Annotated in this window: 14 protein-coding genes; all 14 read left to right on the top strand. The window is 66.2% G+C overall.

What is annotated here, in order from left to right; genetic code table 11:
* The first annotated feature begins 8 nt into the window (after positions 1-8).
* The 14 genes from gmd (at position 9) to ABD056_RS05115 (ending at position 17,921) form a co-directional block, all read left to right on the top strand.
* Positions 9-1,043 carry a GDP-mannose 4,6-dehydratase gene (gene gmd / locus ABD056_RS05050; RefSeq protein ID WP_343865009.1) on the top strand — a complete coding sequence of 345 codons (1,035 nt, stop codon included), beginning with the start codon at positions 9-11 and terminating at the stop codon, positions 1,041-1,043.
* A 184-nt stretch (positions 1,044-1,227) separates the two neighbouring features.
* Positions 1,228-2,127 (top strand): GDP-mannose 4,6-dehydratase, encoded by a 900-nt coding sequence (locus ABD056_RS05055; RefSeq protein WP_343865011.1) that lies wholly within the window; start codon positions 1,228-1,230, stop codon positions 2,125-2,127.
* A gap of 28 nt (positions 2,128-2,155) precedes the next feature.
* Positions 2,156-3,337 carry a polysaccharide biosynthesis/export family protein gene (locus tag ABD056_RS05060; protein ID WP_343865013.1) on the top strand — a complete coding sequence of 394 codons (1,182 nt, stop codon included), beginning with the start codon at positions 2,156-2,158 and terminating at the stop codon, positions 3,335-3,337.
* Positions 3,334-4,524 (top strand): glycosyltransferase family 4 protein, encoded by a 1,191-nt coding sequence (locus tag ABD056_RS05065; RefSeq protein WP_343865015.1) that lies wholly within the window; start codon positions 3,334-3,336, stop codon positions 4,522-4,524. The genes ABD056_RS05060 and ABD056_RS05065 overlap by 4 nt, the downstream gene beginning before the upstream one ends.
* On the top strand, positions 4,524-5,564 hold the full coding sequence (locus ABD056_RS05070) for a capsular polysaccharide export protein, LipB/KpsS family (RefSeq protein WP_343865016.1): 1,041 nt from the start codon (positions 4,524-4,526) through the stop codon (positions 5,562-5,564). The genes ABD056_RS05065 and ABD056_RS05070 overlap by 1 nt, the downstream gene beginning before the upstream one ends.
* Entirely contained in the window at positions 5,564-6,784 is a 1,221-nt protein-coding gene (locus ABD056_RS05075; protein ID WP_343865017.1) for a capsule biosynthesis protein, read from the top strand. Before ABD056_RS05070 ends, ABD056_RS05075 begins: the two co-directional genes overlap by 1 nt.
* Positions 6,781-7,548 (top strand): SDR family NAD(P)-dependent oxidoreductase, encoded by a 768-nt coding sequence (locus ABD056_RS05080; protein WP_343865018.1) that lies wholly within the window; start codon positions 6,781-6,783, stop codon positions 7,546-7,548. The genes ABD056_RS05075 and ABD056_RS05080 overlap by 4 nt, the downstream gene beginning before the upstream one ends.
* Positions 7,538-9,061: an LTA synthase family protein gene (locus ABD056_RS05085; RefSeq protein WP_343865019.1), complete on the top strand. Its 1,524-nt coding sequence runs from the start codon at positions 7,538-7,540 to the stop codon at positions 9,059-9,061. The genes ABD056_RS05080 and ABD056_RS05085 overlap by 11 nt, the downstream gene beginning before the upstream one ends.
* Before the next feature lie 659 nt (positions 9,062-9,720).
* Positions 9,721-10,980, top strand: coding sequence for an NHLP bacteriocin system secretion protein (locus ABD056_RS05090; RefSeq protein WP_343865020.1), 1,260 nt, complete (start codon positions 9,721-9,723; stop codon positions 10,978-10,980).
* 35 nt (positions 10,981-11,015) lie between these two features.
* On the top strand, positions 11,016-13,142 hold the full coding sequence (locus tag ABD056_RS05095) for an NHLP family bacteriocin export ABC transporter peptidase/permease/ATPase subunit (protein ID WP_343865021.1): 2,127 nt from the start codon (positions 11,016-11,018) through the stop codon (positions 13,140-13,142).
* Position 13,143: 1 nt separating this feature from the next.
* Positions 13,144-16,053, top strand: coding sequence for an NHLP bacteriocin export ABC transporter permease/ATPase subunit (locus tag ABD056_RS05100; RefSeq protein WP_343865022.1), 2,910 nt, complete (start codon positions 13,144-13,146; stop codon positions 16,051-16,053).
* Between the two features lie 19 nt (positions 16,054-16,072).
* Entirely contained in the window at positions 16,073-16,630 is a 558-nt protein-coding gene (locus tag ABD056_RS05105) for a cyclic nucleotide-binding domain-containing protein (RefSeq protein WP_343865024.1), read from the top strand.
* On the top strand, positions 16,623-17,585 hold the full coding sequence (locus ABD056_RS05110) for a GNAT family N-acetyltransferase (protein WP_343865026.1): 963 nt from the start codon (positions 16,623-16,625) through the stop codon (positions 17,583-17,585). The genes ABD056_RS05105 and ABD056_RS05110 overlap by 8 nt, the downstream gene beginning before the upstream one ends.
* 30 nt (positions 17,586-17,615) lie before the next feature.
* Positions 17,616-17,921 (top strand): hypothetical protein, encoded by a 306-nt coding sequence (locus ABD056_RS05115; RefSeq protein ID WP_343865027.1) that lies wholly within the window; start codon positions 17,616-17,618, stop codon positions 17,919-17,921.
* Positions 17,922-17,926 lie beyond the last annotated feature (5 nt).

Genomic DNA, 17,926 nt, shown 5'->3' on the forward strand with positions numbered 1-17,926 from the left:
GTTTGAACATGACATCGGCAGTGATCACCGGCATCACCGGTCAGGATGGCGCTTATCTCGCCAAGCTGTTGCTCGACAAGGGTTACACGGTGTACGGCACCTACCGCCGCACCAGCTCGGTGAATTTTTGGCGTATCAAGGAACTGGGCATTGCCCAGCACCCAAACCTGCATCTGGTGGAGTACGATCTGACTGATCTAGGCGACAGCATCCGCCTTTTGGAGCGCGCCCAACCGGACGAGGTCTATAACCTGGCGGCACAGAGCTTCGTTGGGGTGTCATTCGAACAGCCGATGACAACGGCTCAGATCACGGGTTTAGGGCCGCTCAATCTTTTGGAGGCAATACGCATCGTCAACCCGAAAATCCGCTTTTATCAGGCCAGCACCTCCGAGATGTTCGGCAAGGTGCAGGCAGTGCCCCAGGATGAAAGCACGCCGTTTTATCCCCGTAGCCCGTATGGTGTAGCCAAGCTCTATGCCCACTGGATCACCGTCAACTACCGCGAAAGCTACGGCATCTTCGGCGCGAGCGGGATCCTGTTCAACCACGAAAGTCCGTTGCGCGGTTTGGAATTCGTTACACGCAAAATCACCGACGGTATGGCTAAAATCAAGCTCGGCAAGATGGAGTGCCTGGAACTGGGCAACCTGAATGCTAAGCGCGATTGGGGCTATGCCGAAGAGTACGTGGAAGGCATGTGGCGCATGCTGCAGGCCGATGAGCCTGACACTTATGTGCTGGCCACCAACCGCACGGTGGCAGTGCGGGATTTCGTTAGCATGGCCGCCAAGGCGGCCGGGTTTGATCTTGTGTTCGAGGGGCACGATGAGAATGAGGTAGGCATCGATCGAGCCAGCGGTAAGGCGCTGGTGCGCGTCAATCCACGCTACTATCGCCCGGCAGAAGTCGATCTGCTCATCGGTAATCCTGCCAAGGCAAAAGTAAAACTCGGGTGGGAACCGAGGACTACACTGGAGGAGCTCGGTGCGATGATGGTAGAAGCCGACATTCGACGAAACGAACGAGGGTGGTCATTTTGACGGATAACCGAGTGCATGCGTCGCGCATCGCTACTGCTCGTTGGGTGTCGGGCGAGTTATCATGTGAAGCGGCCGGAATGATCGTTATCGTTGATGTACCGGAAAAGGCTTTACACAGCGCCGCGACACCGAAGCACTGCTTGGCAATGGTTCCGAGGAAGGCTGGCAAAAGAGGAGAATAAACTTGAGAGCATTGATTACTGGCATCGCCGGCTTTACTGGACGTTATCTGGCTGAGGAGCTGGCTGGCGCAGGTTATAAGGTGTTCGGCCTTGTGCGCCGCGAGCCATCTTCTTCATTGCCTTTCGTTTCTCGAGTTTTCGTGTGCGATTTGCTTGATCCGGCGCAGCTGCGCGTGGTGGTCGAAACGGTGCAGCCGGATGTCGTTGTGCATTTGGCGGCGATTTCTTTCTTGGCCCACAAGGATGTTGAAGCCATCTATCGTACCAATCTGCTGGGTACGCGGCATCTTTTTGAGGCACTGCTGCCCATGTCTTCGTCGCTGAAGACCGTGTTACTGGCAAGCAGCGCGAATATTTATGGCAATGCGAAGGGCGGTGCGCTCGATGAAATGACTCCGCCAGCGCCGGCTAATGATTACGCCATAAGCAAGCTGGCGATGGAGTACGTAGCGAGGCTTTATGTTGACCGTTTACCCATGGTCATCGTTCGTCCATTCAACTATACGGGACGCGGTCAGGCCGAGCATTTCCTGATTCCAAAGATCGTCGCCCACGCACGCCGGCGGGCTGCCTTTATCGAGTTGGGAAACCTGAATATCGCACGCGATTTTTCCGATGTGCGTATGGTGGTGCACTGTTACCGGCGATTGCTCGAAACGCCGGCTGCCATTGGCGGCACCTTCAATGTCTGCTCGGGTAAAGCTTACACGTTGCAGGATATTCTGTTCATGGCGCGGAACATTTCCGGTTATGACATGGAGGTTCGGGTGAATCCGGCGTTGGTACGGGAAAACGAAGTCAAAATCTTGCTGGGGGACCGAACTCGTCTGGAATCGGTGATCGGCCAGCTTAAGGATATTCCATTGGATGAGACGCTACGCTGGATGATAGAGGATGAATAGGGTGAGGTTAGAGGAATGGGTTGTCCATATGAAAGGGTTCAGGTTGAGGCGCGGCAATCCTGTTGTCTTGTTTGTATTGTTGGGATTGCTTAGCCTCTCCGGCTGCGCCACTTTCCCCGACTGGATTGCTTCTGCAGGGCCTAGCCGGGCGCAGGTGGCAGAGCAGAAGGAAGTCGTGTCACCGATTCCAGTGATTGAAGTGACAGATGCTGTGGCTCGTGCCGTAATGGCGGCGGGAAAGCACGCTTCTTTTGCTGTTGCCCTGTCGGAGGTGACCCCCCGGGGCTATACCGTGGGGCCGGGGGATTTTTTGGAGGTGTCGGTGTGGGAAGCGCCACCGGCCGTGCTCTTTGGTGCGGCGACCATCGATCCGAAGCTGGGCGTGAGTAGCACCCGTGTGACGACTCTACCGGAGCAGATGGTGGCGGCCGATGGTTCGATCAATGTGCCATTCGCGGGGAGCATTCTCGTCTCCGGCAAATCGCCCCAGGAAATCGAGAAAGAGATTGTCCGTCGTCTTTCCGGTAAGGCCAATTTGCCTCAGGTGTTGGTGCGGGTGACGCGTAATGCCACGGCCAATGTCACGGTGGTGGGGGAGGTTGCACAAAGTGTGCGGATGCCTCTTACGGCCAAAGGCGAGCGGCTCTTGGATGCTTTGGCGGCGGCGGGTGGGGTGCGTCAGCCGGTGGGCAAGACGACGATCCAGCTCTCCCGTGCGGGAAAGGTGGTGGCCATGCCGCTGGAGAGCATCATTCAGGATCCAGCACAGAACATCCTGCTGCAACCGGGGGATGTGGTAACGGCGAGCTTCCAGCCCTTGAGCTTCGTGGCACTGGGGGCGACGGGTAAGAACGAGGAGATCAATTTCGAGGCGCAGGGCATTATGCTTGCGCAGGCTTTGGGTCGCATCGGTGGCTTGCAGGATGCGCGCGCGGATGCGCAGGGCGTGTTCATTTTCCGCTTTGAGGACCCTTCAGTGTTTCAGAATGGCGGCAAGGATTTGCCCAAGACGCCGGAAGGCAAGGTACCGGTTATTTATCGCGCCGATCTGAAAAACCCGGCCACTTTCCTGATCGCGCAAAACTTCCCCATCAGAAACAAGGATGTGCTGTATGTGTCGAACGCTCCTGCGGCTGAGCTGCAGAAGTTCCTCAATATCCTGACGTCGTCGATTTTCTCGGTGAGCAGTCTGGTGAATCTGTCTAAATGACCGATGGAGGAATGTCGACGGGAGCGTTCCTGCTGGATGTCACCCGTTTGGTGGATCGCCAGATGCAGGGGCGTTTGCCTACTGGCGTGGATCGGGTCTGTCTCGAATATGTGCGCCGCTTCGGGGGGGAAAGCCGCGCATTGATCCGCTGGCGTGGCTTCTGGGTGATGCTGTCCCAGCAGGATTCGGACCGTCTGTTTGCTGCTTTGCTCTTGCCCGCCGAAGGATTCAATCGACGGGTGCGTTGGTGGGTTGCCAAAGCGCTTCCGCGAAGCGTCCTCAAGGGGTTACCGCGAGGGGCTGTCTTGTTGAACATGGGCCACAGCGGGCTGGATCGGCCGAACTATGGCGTGCGGGTCCGGAAGCACGGACTGCGGCCGGTGTTTTTTTTGCATGATCTGATCCCGATCACGCATCCCGAGTATGCCCGTGCAGGTGAGCCCGAGCGGCACGCTCGGCGTGTGCAGACGATGCTGTCCAACGCACGGGGAATCGTGGTGAACTCCCGCGACACGGCCCATGCCCTGGAGTCCCACGCGCGCACGCACGGTCTGCCGATACCTCCCCACGTGATCGCGCCCTTGGCGGGGGCGAGGCTACCCCTACCGTCGCCCGAATCGCCATTGGCTACGCCATATTTCGTGATGCTGGGCACCATCGAGCCGCGCAAGAACCATCTGCTGCTGCTGCACCTTTGGAGGGAGTTTGCGAAAGCCCTGGGGGGTGCGGCGCCGCACCTGGTGATCATCGGCCAACGGGGCTGGGAATGCGAGCAGGTGGTTGATCTGCTGGAGCGATCCGCAGCCTTACGTGGACGGGTGGTAGAGATTTCCCGCGCGAGCGATGTAGAACTGGCAACGTGGCTGCATCATGCACGTGCCTTAGTGTTCCCCAGCTTCGTCGAAGGATATGGGTTACCGCTGGCGGAGGCCCTCTCCTTCGGAGTGCCGGTGATTGCCAGCGATTTGCCGGTATTTCGCGAGATTGCGGGGGAGATACCCGAATATCTCGACCCGCTCGATGGGCCGGGTTGGCGACGTGTGATTTTGGATTACGCACAGCCCCAAAGCGCGTTGCGTGCTGCTCAACTCGAGCGGATGCAGGGGTTTAAGGCACCGACCTGGGCGGAGCATTTCAGCGCGGTCGAGTCCTTTCTGCGGGGGATCGGCCTGGAGATTCGCGGCTGATGCTTACCCAACCTTGGCAACAGGCACCGGTCATCTATGCGCTGGGGTTCTCCCGCTGGAAACGGGAGGCAGTGCGCTTGTGTTTTTCCGGGCAGCGCGTGGTGTTCATCCAGCACGTCGATCAGCTGCCCGAGGGGGCGTGGTTGGCGGTGTGGGGGATGCACACGCCGCAAGGGTTGCCTGATGGCGTGCGTCTGTTGCGCCTGGAGGATGGGTTTCTGCGCTCGGTCGGCTTGGGGGCGGATTTGATTCGCCCGCTCTCGCTGGTGGTGGATGCTCAAGGCATGTATTTCGATGCCACGCAGCCCTCAGACTTGGAGGTGTTGCTGGAGACGGTCAAGTTCGGCGAGGCGCTGCTTGCGCGTGCCCAGGCCTTGCGCCTGTCGCTCGTTACGGCGGGGCTGACCAAGTACAACGTGGGGGCGGCGGTTTGGCAGCCGCCCGTGAACGGAAGGTTACGCATTCTTGTGCCGGGGCAGGTGGAGACGGACGCCTCCCTTGCCTTTGGTGCGCCGGGTATCCGGCGTAATCTCGATTTGCTGCGCGCCGTGCGCGAAGCGAATCCTGAGGCGTATGTAGTGTACAAGCCCCATCCCGACGTGGTGGCGGGTTTGCGCGCACGGGGCGCGGGCGAGACTGATGCGGCTCGCTGGTGTGATGAAATCGTGCTGGAGGCGCCGATGGATGGGATGCTGTCTGCCGTGGATGAGGTGCATGTCATGACCTCGCTCGCCGGGTTCGAGGCGCTTTTGCGCGGTAAGCGCGTGATCTGCTATGGCCAGCCGTTTTATGCGGGATGGGGGCTGACGCAAGATGTCGTGCCATTGCCACGGCGCACGCGGCGGCTGACGCTCGATGAGTTGGTGGCTGGTTGTTTGATTCTTTATCCGCGCTATCTCGATTATGAGCATGGAGGGGGCATTTCACCTGAGGAGGCTCTGGAGCGTCTGCAGCTTTGGCGCACCCGATCGGGCAGCAAGACCCCGTGGTGGCGTCATCTCACTCGCTTGGTGTTGCGCCGGGTGGTGGGGGTACGTTAATGCGTCGCGCGTTCCTGTTTCTACAAGGCCCAGCCACGCCCTTTTTCGCGCATCTTTCTGACCGGCTCCGTGCGCAAGGGCATGCGGTGCATCGCATCCACTTTTGCGCTGGCGACGCCGCGTATTGGGGGGGGCGTCCTGCATGGTGGTTTCGGGAGCCACTGACAGCGTTGCGCGATTTCCTTGACGATTTCTACCGCCGCCACGGCATTACCGATCAAATCTTGTTCGGTGACCGTAGGCCAGTGCATCGGCCTGCCGCGGAGCACGGCGAGGTCTGCGGTGTGCGCACGCATGTATTTGAGGAAGGGTATTTCCGTCCTTATTGGGTGACACTAGAGCGGGAGGGGGTGAACGGCCATTCGTTGCTGCCGCGGGATCCAGACTGGTTCTGGGAGGTAGGGGGTGCGTTGGACGAACCTGAGAGCGTGGTGTCCTTTCTTTCTCCGTTCTGGAAGCGGGCGATGCACGATGTGGTCTACCATGTGGCCAACGCTGCCAACCCGGTGCTGTTTCCCCGCTACCGACCGCACGGCATCTATGCGCCGCTGGAGTATGCGGGCTACCTCAAACGCTTCGCGTGGTTGCGTCTCTTTGGTAAGCGCGAACGGGAGCGGATGGGGGCGTTCATCGCGCGAAAGCGGTCGTATTTCGTGCTCCCATTGCAGCTCAACTCGGATGCGCAGATTCGCGATCACTCTCGCTTTGGTGATATGGGGGAGGTGATCGAGTATGTGGCGGAATCGTTTGCGCGCAATGCGCCGCACGACCATCACTTGGTGATCAAGAACCACCCGCTGGATATGGGGCTGATGCCTTATGACAGGATCATCAAGCAGGCAGCGCGGCGGTTGGGCCTGTCTGGGCGGATTCATTTTTTTGAGGACGGTGATTTGCTGGCCTTGCTGAAACAGGCGCGCGGTGTGGTGACAGTCAACAGCACTGCGGGCATCGTCGCGCTGGAGCAGGGGACGCCCACGCTGACGCTCAGTGATCCTATTTACAACCTCCCAGGTCTGACAAGCCAGGTTCGGTTGGATGAGTTTTGGCAGGCACCGTCACCGCCTGATGGGGAGTTGTTCCGCCGTTTTCGCCGCGTGGTCATCCGTGCCACTCAAATCAACGGCGGGTTTTACTGCGCGCGTGGTATCGCCCTGGCCGTGGACAATGCGGCGCACGTGCTGATGGCTGAATGTTCGCCCTTGGAGGCGCTGCTGTGACGGCGAAGTACCGCGTTCTGATTACCGGCGCAACCAGTGCTATCGGCGGTGCACTGGCGCGTGAATATGCCGCACCGGGGGTGACGCTCTACCTGCACGGTCGTCATGCCGAGCGTTTGCAGGAAATGGCGACGGCCTGCCAGGGGCTTGGCGCGGAGGTGGTCACGATGCGGCTGGATATGCGGGATTTCACCGCGCTGCGGGCATGGTTGGAAGATTTAGGGCCGCTGGATTTGGTCATCATCAACGCAGGAATGAATACTCACATCGGCCCCAACGGCGAGCCGGAGCCGTGGCATGAGGTGGAGGCGCTTTTGGACGTGAATCTGAAAGCGGCGATGCTCATCGTGCAGGCGGTATTGCCCGCGATGCAAGCGCGCGGCTGCGGCCAGATTGCGTTGGTCAGCTCGCTGGCAGCGTATTTTGGTCTTCCAGTGACGCCAACCTACTGCGCCACCAAGGCCGGTCTCAAGGCTTATGGCGAGGCATTACGGGGTTGGCTTGCGCCTCATGGCATCAAAGTCAATGTGATCATGCCTGGCTATGTGAAGTCGCCCATGTGTGACGCCATGCCTGGGCCGAAGCCTTTTCTGTGGCCCCCCGAGCGGGCAGCCAAGGCGATCCGGCGCGGATTGGCGCGGGACAAGGCACGCATCAGTTTCCCGTTTCCGCTGAACTGGGGGACGTGGTGGCTGGCGGTGTTACCTGCCGCGCTTTCGACCAATATTTTGCGCTGGTTAGGGTTTGCTCCAGGTGAACGTTGATGGCGCTTTCGTGGCGGTGCTTTCTGCTGCGGCGGCAGGGCTTGCCTTGTCGGTAACCATTGAACGTCTGATGACGCCGCGCCCGTCATTCGCGCGCCCCTGGGCCGCCTGGGCTTTGCATGGGGGCTTGTGGATGTCCTCTTACGCGGTTTTGGCGCTGCTCCTGGGATGCCCTTGGTTCGCCGCTGCAGCCGTGTCAGCTTTTCTGCTGATGGTGGTGCTGGTGAACAACGCCAAGTTCAAGGCCTTGCGCGAGCCCTTTGTGTTCCAGGATTACGAGTATTTCACCGATACGATACGGCACCCTCGCCTCTACATCCCGTTTCTGGGGTGGGGGAAGTTTTTAGCTGCGGCAGCGGGGTTCGTGCTGGCGGTCGCCGTGGGGCTGTGGATGGAGGAAACCCCTCTCCAACGCTTTGTCTGGTCGGGTCAGTTGGGCGGAATTGCCGTGGTGTTTGTCGGGAGTGCGCTCCTTTTACTGGTGGGTAGCTGGAAAACGCTTCCGGTCAGTCTTGAGCCAGTGCGGGATGTCCGTGCGTTGGGTTTGTTGGCATCTCTCTGGCGGTATTCCCAGGAAGAGAGTGCGCCGTTGGCAGTGGCGTCCCCTTTCGAGTTCTTGCCTTCCACCCGCGAAAAAGGCGAGTTGCCGCATCTGGTAGCGGTGCAAAGCGAATCATTTTTCGACCCGCGACCGCTTTTTGCTGGCATCCGTCCCGAAGTGCTGGCCGAGTTTGACCGTCTCAAGGTCGATGCCGTGGCTTACGGTAAGTTGAAGGTTCCGGCCTGGGGAGCTAATACGGTGCGCACCGAGTTCGCTTTTCTCACCGGCATCGATGAGGACAGGCTGGGCGTGCATCGCTTTAACCCGTATCGGGCGATCGCGGCCGGTGGCGATGCGCCGTCGCTGGCGTCTTACCTGAAGGGACTGGGCTATCGCACGGTCTGCATCCATCCCTACCCCGCGAGCTTCTATCAGCGTGACCGCGTTTATCCGCGCTTGGGTTTCGACGAATTTCTGGATGTTCGCGCATTCGACGACACGATGCGCTTTGGCCCTTACATCGGCGATGCCGCCGTGGCCGACAAGGTTGCCGCGCTCTTGCGTGAAGCCACAGGCCCTGTGTTCCTCTTCGTCATTACGATGGAGAACCATGGGCCCCTTCACCTCGAAAGGGTAATTCCAACGGATGTTGATGCGTTGTATTCGGTCCAGCCGCCGGCAGGCTGCGATGATCTGACCATTTACCTACGCCACTTGCGCAACGCGGATCAGATGATCGCGACACTCCGTCAGTCGCTTGACCGGTGTGAACGACCGGCCAGCCTCTGCTGGTTCGGCGACCATGTGCCGATCATGCCTTCGGTCTATGAGACTTTTGGCGCGCCCGATGGAGATGTCGAGTATGTTATCTGGAACAACCAAAACCCCGTACGCCCTCGCGCTGTAGATCTGGCAGCGAATGACTTGCCGATGGCTTGGCTGCGGGGTGTGGGCTTGATGGAGACACGCTAACCCCACATGCGCGGCAGCTCGGTCAGTCGCATGACTTCGCGTGCTTCCGCAGCAACCCGCAGGCATTATTGAGGAAAGTTTGTCAGAGTGGTAGAGTCCACCACCAGAATTCCCGGAACACCCGCTGTCGCGAGACGGCGGGTGTTTTGTTTTAGGGTTGGCGATCGAACCCCTGTCCTTGGGTGGCACGCCTGCGGCCCGGCAGGCTCCGTCACCTGCTCTGCGGCCGACCACGCCGAGTGGTTGAAGGCCGCGCGGCCACGGCCACGCCTCCACCGCCCGCATCACATCAACATCGTCCGGCGCGGGGTGAGCCGCATCACCCCGCGAGGACAGGGACCGGCTCTCATCCCGCTTCCACCATGCCGTCCGCCGCCGCCCAACCGGAGGACGCAGCAGGGGCGCCTTTCGGATGAGATGCCCCGACAGATTGAGGTGCGCGCAGCGAATCTTTATGGTTAGATAACTGCAGCCTCAAGCAGTTTGTCCGATTGTGAAGTTATGAGGCGGCGGCAGCCGGAGGAGCGGGGAAACCGCCGGGGGTCGCGGTGAGGGTCCATCAGGTCCTGGGGAAGAGCACAGAGAGTGGTTCTGCATCCCGTTGAAGCGTCCGCACAGGCGCGCCCGCCGGCCTTTGTCCCCGCTGCGGCTGCGGCACCATGACGACCCGGCCGCCGTTCCGCCAGGCGGCGCTGGATCGCCTGTCGTCGCCCGATCAGCTTGACCGCACCATCGTCATCACCGACCCGCGCGGCTGGATCGTCGCCGCTACCCTGGGGGTGCTGCTGGCGGTGCTGGTCGCCTGGGCCTTCCTTGGCACCATTCCGACCAACGTGCAGGGAAAGGGTATCCTCATCGCCCGAGAGGGCCGGGTGGTCTCGGCCATGAGTCCCACCGCCGGCCGGATCGAGGCGGTGCTGGTCAGCCTGGGCGACAGCGTCCGCGAGGGCCAGCCCATCGCCCGCATCCTCCAGAGCGACATCGTCACCCGCCTCGCCAATGCCCGCGACCTGCTTGCCGAGCGCACCACCGACCTGGACCGGCGCACCGCCGCCCATGCCCGCGAACTGCAGATCGTGCGCGCCAACCTCGCCCAGCAGCGCAACGCGCTGGAGCAGTCCATCGCCGCCGCCGAGGAGCAGGTGGCGTGGCTGACCGAACGGCTGCGCGGCCACCGCGACCTGGCCGCCCAGGGCATCGCCACCCGCACCCAGGTGCAGGCCATCCAGACCGACCTCGCCCGCGCCCAGCAGACCGTCGCCGACGGCCGCTCCGCCCTGCTGCGCCTTCAGGCGGAGGAGAACGAGGTGGTGCTGCGCCACGAGCGCGACCGCAGCGAGGCGGAGGCCGCCGTCGCCACCGCCGAGCGCACCATCCGCGAGCTGGAAGCCCAGCTTGACCGCGACACCCACGTCCTCGCCCCGGCCGCCGGGCGGGTGACCGAAATCCGCGCCACCGCCGGCACCATGGTCAGCGCCGGCCAGGGCGTCCTCGGCATCGAAAGCGCCGGTCAGGGGCTGGAGGCGGTGGCCTACATCCCCACCCGCCACGGCAAGCTGGTGACCGCCGGCATGCCGGTGCGCATCGCCCCCGCCAACGTGCGGCGGGAGGAACACGGCAGCCTGCTCGGCACCGTGCGCAGCATCTCGGCCTTCCCGTCCACCCGCGAGGGCATGGCGGCAGTGCTGCAGAACGACGCCCTCATCACCACCTTCTCGCAGGACGGTGCCCCCTACGAAGTGCGCATCGACCTCACCCCCGGCGACACGCCGAGCGGCTATGCCTGGTCGTCGCGCCAGGGGCCGCCCGTCAGCCTGTTCAGCGGCACCACGCTGGAGCTGGACATCACCGTGCGCGAGCAGACGCCCGCCACCCTGATCGTGCCGCTGATCCGCAAGCAGACGGGTCTGGACGGATGACCGCCCCGCCCCTGCCCCGGCGGCGGAGGCGGCCGGTGCGCGTTCCCACCATCCTCCAGATGGAGGCGACCGAGTGCGGCGCCGCCTGCCTGGCCATGGTGCTGGCCCACCATGGCCGGTGGGAGAGCCTGGAAACCTTGCGCGAAGCCTGCGGCGTGTCGCGCGATGGCGCCAAGGCCTCCAACGTGCTGCGGGCGGCCCGTCGCTTCGGCCTGGGCGCCAAGGGCTTCCGCAAGGAGCCGGACGGCCTGCTCGATCTGCCGGTGCCGTCCATCCTGCACTGGAACTTCAACCATTTCGTGGTGTTCCGGGGCATCGTCGGCGACCGCGTCCACATCACCGACCCGGCCAGCGGCCCGCGCCAGGTCTCCCGCCAGGATCTGGACGAAGCCTTCACCGGCGTCGTCCTGGCGCTGGAGCCGGGGCCGGACTTCGCCCCCGGCGGCACTCCGCCGCGCCCCTTCGCCCAGCTGACCGGGCTGCTGGCCGGATCCCGTCCGGCGCTGGCGCTGGTGGCCGCCTTCAGCCTGTTCCTGGTGCTGCCGGGGATCGTGGTGCCGGGCCTGACCAGCCAGTTCGTCGACCGGGTGCTGGTCGACCAGATGAAAACCTGGGTGGCGCCGCTGATCATCGGGCTGGCGCTCGCCGCCGTGGCGCAGGCCGGCGTCACCGCCTTGCAGCAGCACTACCTGCTGCGGCTGGAGAGCAAGCTGGCGGTCACCCTCGCCAGCCGCTACCTCGCCCGCCTGATGGCCCTGCCGCTACGCTTCTTCACCCAGCGCCATGCCGGCGAACTGGCCGGACGGGTGGCCGCCACCGACCGCGTGGCGACCCTTCTGTCGGGCGAGTTGGCGACCAACCTGTTCAACATGATGTCGCTGGCCTTCTACCTTGCCGTCATCGCCCTGTTCGATCCGGTGATGGCGGCGGCGGCGGTGGTGCTGGGGGCGGTGAACCTGGGCGCCCTGACCCTGGCCGGCCGCCGCCGCGACGACCTCAACCGCCGCCTGCTCGGCCAGCAGGGCAAGCTGCTGTCGGCGACGGTCGGCAGTATTCACAACATCGAGACCCTGAAGGCGACCGGCGCCGAAACCGACGCCTTCGCCCTGTGGAGCGGCCATCAGGCCGGGCTGCTGACCACGCGGCAGGAAATGGGCCTGCATTCCGCCCTGCTCGCCGGGGTGCCGGCCCTCACCGCCGCCCTGGCGCCGGTGGTGGTGCTGGGCATCGGCGGCTGGCGGGTGATGGACGGGGCGCTGACCATCGGCGCCCTGGTCGCCCTGCAAAGCCTGTTTCAGGCCTTCATGGCACCTTTGGCCGGCCTGACGCAGCTCGGCACCCGCCTGCAACTGGTGAAGGGCGACCTCGCCCGCCTGTCCGACGTGCTGAACGCCCCGCCGCCGGCGGAGCCGCCGCCCCTTCCCGCCGGGGCCGACGGACCGCCGCGCGGCCGTATCGAACTGAAGGGCGTGACCTTCGGCTATTCGCCGCTCGACCGGCCGCTGATCGAGGCGGTCTCGCTGGTGCTGGAGCCGGGCAAGCGCATCGCCCTGGTCGGCGGCTCCGGCAGCGGCAAGAGCACCATCGGCCGTCTGGTCTGCGGCCTGCTGGCGCCGTGGGAGGGGGAGATCCTGCTCGACGGCATCCCCATCGGCCACCTGCCGGCGGCCCGCTTCGCCGCCACCGTCGCCCACGTCGATCAGGACATCATGCTGTTCGAGGGCACGGTGCGGGAGAACCTGACCCTGTGGGCCCCCGACGTCCCCGACGAGGTGCTCACCCGCGCCCTGAAGGATGCCGAGATCCACGCCGACGTCGCCGCCCGCCCCGGCGGGTACGACAGCGCCGTGCGCGAGGGCGGCCTCAACTTCAGCGGCGGCCAGCGGCAGCGGCTGGAACTGGCGCGGGCGCTGGTCAACGATCCGGCGGTGCTGGTGCTGGACGAGGCCACCTCGGCCCTGGACCCGGCGACGGAGCTGGCCATCGACTCCAACCTGCGGCGGCGCGGCTGCGCCTGCCTCATCGTCGCCCACCGCCTGTCCACCATCCGCGACGCCGACGAGATCGTGGTGCTGGAGCGCGGCCAGGTGGTCGAGCGCGGCACCCACCAGACGCTGATGGCCCGCAACGGCGTCTATGCCGACCTCATCCGGAGCGGCTGACATGGCCCTGCTTGACGCCCCCGTCGCGGGAGTCCGCGCCGCCTCCGCGCCTGCCGTGCCGCGCATCGTGCGACGGGGGGCGGTTGACCTGTTCGCCGTCGAGCGCACCGCCGACGGCGACAGCGGTCGCCACCACTTCCTCTGCCGGGTCGAGGCCGGCGGCTGGCTGCCGCCCCTGCCGGCCCCGGCCGGCGCCGCCTGGGAGGTGCGGGCGGTGCCGGGGCTCGGCGCCGAGGTGGAGGACGCCGGCCACACCGCCGAAGCCATGCCGCCCGCCGCCCGCGACCACTGGGTCGCCACCCTCGCCGCCGGGCTGGCGGAGATGGCGGGTGGCGGCGGCACCGGGGCCGGCGGCGCCGACCTCGCCCTGGCTCCCGGCCACCATGATGTCGCCCCCGGCCTGCGGTGCGGCGGGACGGCCCTGCTGCCGGTGTGGGTGGTGGTGCAGGGTGGCCGCTTCCGCCTGCGCGGCGGCGACGAGGCGGTCGAGCCCCTGGCCCCCGGCGCGGCGCCGGTGCCGCTCACCCGTACCCTCTGGCTTCACTGCCTCGACCGCGGCGAGGTGGAGGTGCTCGACGCCCTGCCGGATGCCGCGACGGGCGAGGCCCTGGCCGCCTACCACGCCCATGCCGCCGCCGTCATCGACAGCGCCCTGCGCCGCCGCGCCGCCCAGGCGAGCGAGCGGCAGCGGCGGCGCGACGACATCAACCGCCGGGCGCGCACCGACGGCCTGCGCGCCCTCGCCCAGGTGGCGGAGCCCGACGCCCCGCCGCCGCCGCCGGCCGAGACGGTGCCGGAGCTGGCGGCGCTGCATCTGCTCGCCCATCACCTCGACCTCACCCTGCGCCCGGCCACCACCGCCGACACCGGCGGCGACCGTTTGCAGGCGGTGCTGAAGGCATCGGGCATCCGCTGGCGCATGGTGCTGCTGCGCGACGGCTGGTGGCGTCGCGACAGCGGGCCGCTGCTGGCGTGGTGGGAAAAGGACAACGGCGGCGACAGTGCCGCCGCGGTGGCGCTGCTGCCGGTCCGCGGCGGCTACATGATGCACGATCCGGCCGACGGCACGGTCCGGCGGGTGGATGCCCGTCTGGCCGACCGGCTCAAGCCGCAGGCCCGCATGCTCTATCGCCGGCTGCCCGACACGCCGCTGGGCGCGGCGGCGCTGGTGCGGTTCGGGCTGCGCGATGCCGGGCCGGTGCTGCGGCGGCTGGGCTGGCTCGGCGCCCTGACGGCGCTGCTTGCCCTCAGCGTCCCCTTTGCGACCAACCTGCTGGTGCAGGAGATCATCCCGCGCGCCATGGCCGACCAGCACCTGATCCTGGTCGGCGGCCTGCTGGCGGCGGCGTTGGGGGCCGGCGCCTTCCAGCTGGTGCGGCAACTGCTGACCCTGACCGTGGAAGGCCGTCTCGACTGGTCGCTGCAGGCCGGCATGTTCGACCGCCTGCTGCGCCTCGCGCCCGGCTTCTACAGCCGCTTCAGCGCCGGCGACCTGGCCGACCGCGTGCTCGGCGTGCAGGGCATCCGCGAGCGGCTGTCCGGCGCCGCCCTCACCGCCCTGCAGAGCCTGCTGTTCTCGGCCTTCAGCCTGGCGGCGCTGTTCTTCTTCGACCCCTGGCTGGCGCTGGTCGGGCTGGCCCTGGCGCTTGCCTCGCTGGTGACGACGGTGGGGCTGGCGGCGGTGCAGCTGCGGCACGAGGCCCGCCACGCCGACGCCCGCGGCCGGGTGGAGGGGCTGGTGTTCCAGATCCTGGCCGGCATCGGCAAGCTGAAGGCCGCCGCCGCCGTCGACCGCGCCTTCAGCGCCTGGGCTCGCCTCTATGCCGGCCAGAAGCGACACTTCGCCGCCGCCGGCCGGGTTTCCAACCACCTGACGGTGTTCCATGCCGCCTTCCCGGCGGTGGCGACGCTGCTGCTGCTCGGTGTCGCCGTTCTGGTGATCGAGGACGCCGCCATCGACCGCCGCCGCCACCTGCTCGGCGGCGGCGACCCGACGCGCCCGCCGCAGGGCCTGACGCCCGGCGCCATGCTGGCCTTCCTGGCCGCCTTCGGCCAGTTCCTGGCGGCGCTCAACGCCGTCGGACAATCGCTGACCGACGTGCTGGCGGCGGTGCCGCTGTACACCCGCCTGCGGCCGGTGCTGGACGCGGTGCCGGAAGAAGCCGGCCAGGGCCGCGACCCGGCGGTGCTGCGCGGCGGCGTCGAGTTCGCCAACGTCACCTTCGCCTACCACAGCGGCGGCGCCCGCCTCATCGAAGACCTGTCGCTTGCCATCGAGCCGGGGGAATGGGTGGCGCTGGTCGGCCCCTCCGGCTCGGGCAAATCGACGCTGCTGCGCCTGCTGCTGGGGTTCGAGCGGCCGCAGGGCGGCGAGATCTTCCTCGACGGCAAGCCGCTCGCCGACCTCGATCTGGCGGCGGTGCGGCGGCAGATGGGCGTGGTGCTGCAAAGCGGCAAGGTCTCGGGCGGCACCATCCTCAGCAACATCGTCGGCACCAGCGGCCTCGGGCTGGAGGACGCCTGGACGGCGGCCCGGCTGGTCGGGCTGGAGCCCGACATCCGCGCCATGCCCATGGAGATGCACACCCCCCTGCTGGACGGCGGCGCCACCCTGTCCGGCGGCCAGCGCCAGCGCCTGCTGCTGGCCCGCGCCATGATCCGCCGGCCGCGCCTGCTGGTGCTGGACGAAGCCACCAGCGCCCTCGACAACCGCACCCAGGCCATCGTCACCGAAACCCTGGCCGCCCTGCCGGTCACCCGCATCGTCATCGCCCACCGCCTGACCTCGGTGCAGCAGGCCGGCCGCATCGTCGTGCTGCGCGGCGGCCGCATCGTGCAGCAGGGGCCCTATGACAAGCTTGTCTCCACGCCGGGCCCGTTCGCCGACATGGCGCGGCGCCAGATGCTCTAACCACGGGAGGACGCGCGGAATGCGCAAGGTTCTGTACATCCTCGGCCATTTCGACGACCGCGATGTCGAGTGGCTGGCCCATGCCGGCGTCCGCCGCCGCATCGCCGCCGGCCAGCGGCTGATCACCGAAGGGCAGCCCATCGCCTCGCTGTTCGTGGTGCTGGAAGGGCATGTGGCGGTCACGGTGCGGGGCGTCGGCACGGTCGCGCGCCTCAGCGCCGGCGAGGTGGTGGGAGAGATGTCCTTCGTCGACAGCGCCCCGCCCTCGGCCTCGGTGGAGGCGCTGGAGGGCTGCGTGGTGCTGGAACTGTCGCGCGCCGATCTCAGCGCCAAGCTGGCCAGCGACACCGCCTTCACCGGCCGCTTCTACAAGGCCATGGCGCTGTTCCTGGCCGACCGCCTGCGCAACACCGTCCGCCGCCTCGGCTACGGCGAGGACGCGAGCCTTGCCGACGAAGGCGTGCTGGCCGACGAACTGGACGACGCCATCCTCGACTCGCTGTCGCAGGCCGGCGACCGCTTCGACCGCCTGCTGCGCACCCTCGCCACCGCCCGCCTGGTGGACAGCCATGGCTGACCCGGTCGCGGCGGCCCGGCCTCGCTCCACCGTCGTGCTGGCGCCGCTCGCCGGGAATACCTCGGCCTATGCCGGCCTCACCTATCCCCGTCTTGCCCCCTGCCTGGGCGCGCTGGCGCTGCCGTGGCTGGCTGTCGGTGCCACCCTGGCGGGGGTGCCGGTCGGCCTCGCGCTCGGAACCCTGGGCAACGATGGCGAGGCGCTGCTGCTGTCGGTGGTGGTGACGCCGGCGCTGCGCCGGCAGGGGTTCGGCCGCCGCCTGCTGGCCGCCTTCGCCGAGGCGCCCGCCGCCGCCGGCGCCCACCGCGCCGCCGCCGCGTACTCCAGCCGTCTGCCGGCGGGGGATGCGGCCGCCCTGGTCGCCGCCGCAACCGCCGCCGGCTGGGGCCCGCCGGAGCTGCGGGAACTCATCTGCTTCAGCGAGGCCGGCCCCATGGTGGAAGCGGTCGCGCGCTGGCCGGCGGTGTCGGGCCGGCTGCGCGATGCCGAGGGGGTGAGCTTCGCGCCGTGGCGGCCGCTGGATGCCGCCGACCACGCCGCCATCGCCGCCATGGCCGGCGGCGAGGGCTACGTACCGCACATGCACCCCGACTGGTCGATGGCGGCGCCGCTGCCCGAATGCTCGGTGGCGGTGCGGCGCGGCGGCGCCCTGGTGGGCTGGGTGATGGCGGAGCAGGCGGCGGGCGTGCCCCTGCCCGGCTACCGCGACCGCCCGGCCGTCACCTACCGCTCCGCCTATCTGCGGCCCGACCTGTGGCACACCGGCGCCCTGGTCGGCGCCTACTGGCACGCCTTCGACCGTCAGGCCGCCCTGCTCGGCCCGCAGTCGATCGCCATCTATCACACCTGCCTGCCACGCATGATGGCCATGGTGCGACGCCGCTTCGGCCCCCTCCATTTGAAGGTGGACGAGGCATGGGAACTGAGGATTACCTTTCGAACACTACAAAAATAAACCATCAACCATTCTCAGGAGTATCTTTTGATGTCCTTTGACCTTGAGGCCCTGTTCGGCGCCGACACCATCGCCGCCGCCACCGCCCGCCTGAAGACCGACGCGGCCTTCCGCGCCGAAGCGGATGCCGACATCAACGCCGCCGTGAAGGCGCACTACGGCATCGACCTGCCGCTGCCGCTGAAGCTGGTGGAGAACAAGGACGGCACCTTCAATCTGATCCCCACCGACGAAACCGTTCTGTCCGACGACGAACTCGATCTGGTGGCCGGCGGCGTTCCGCCGCGGCCCACCATGAAGGACCTCGGCAAGAACGCGAAGATCGGCTTCGGCTGAGGCAA

This window comes from Caenispirillum bisanense, from assembly GCF_039523075.1.
In the GTDB taxonomy this organism is placed as follows: domain Bacteria; phylum Pseudomonadota; class Alphaproteobacteria; order Rhodospirillales; family Rhodospirillaceae; genus Caenispirillum; species Caenispirillum bisanense.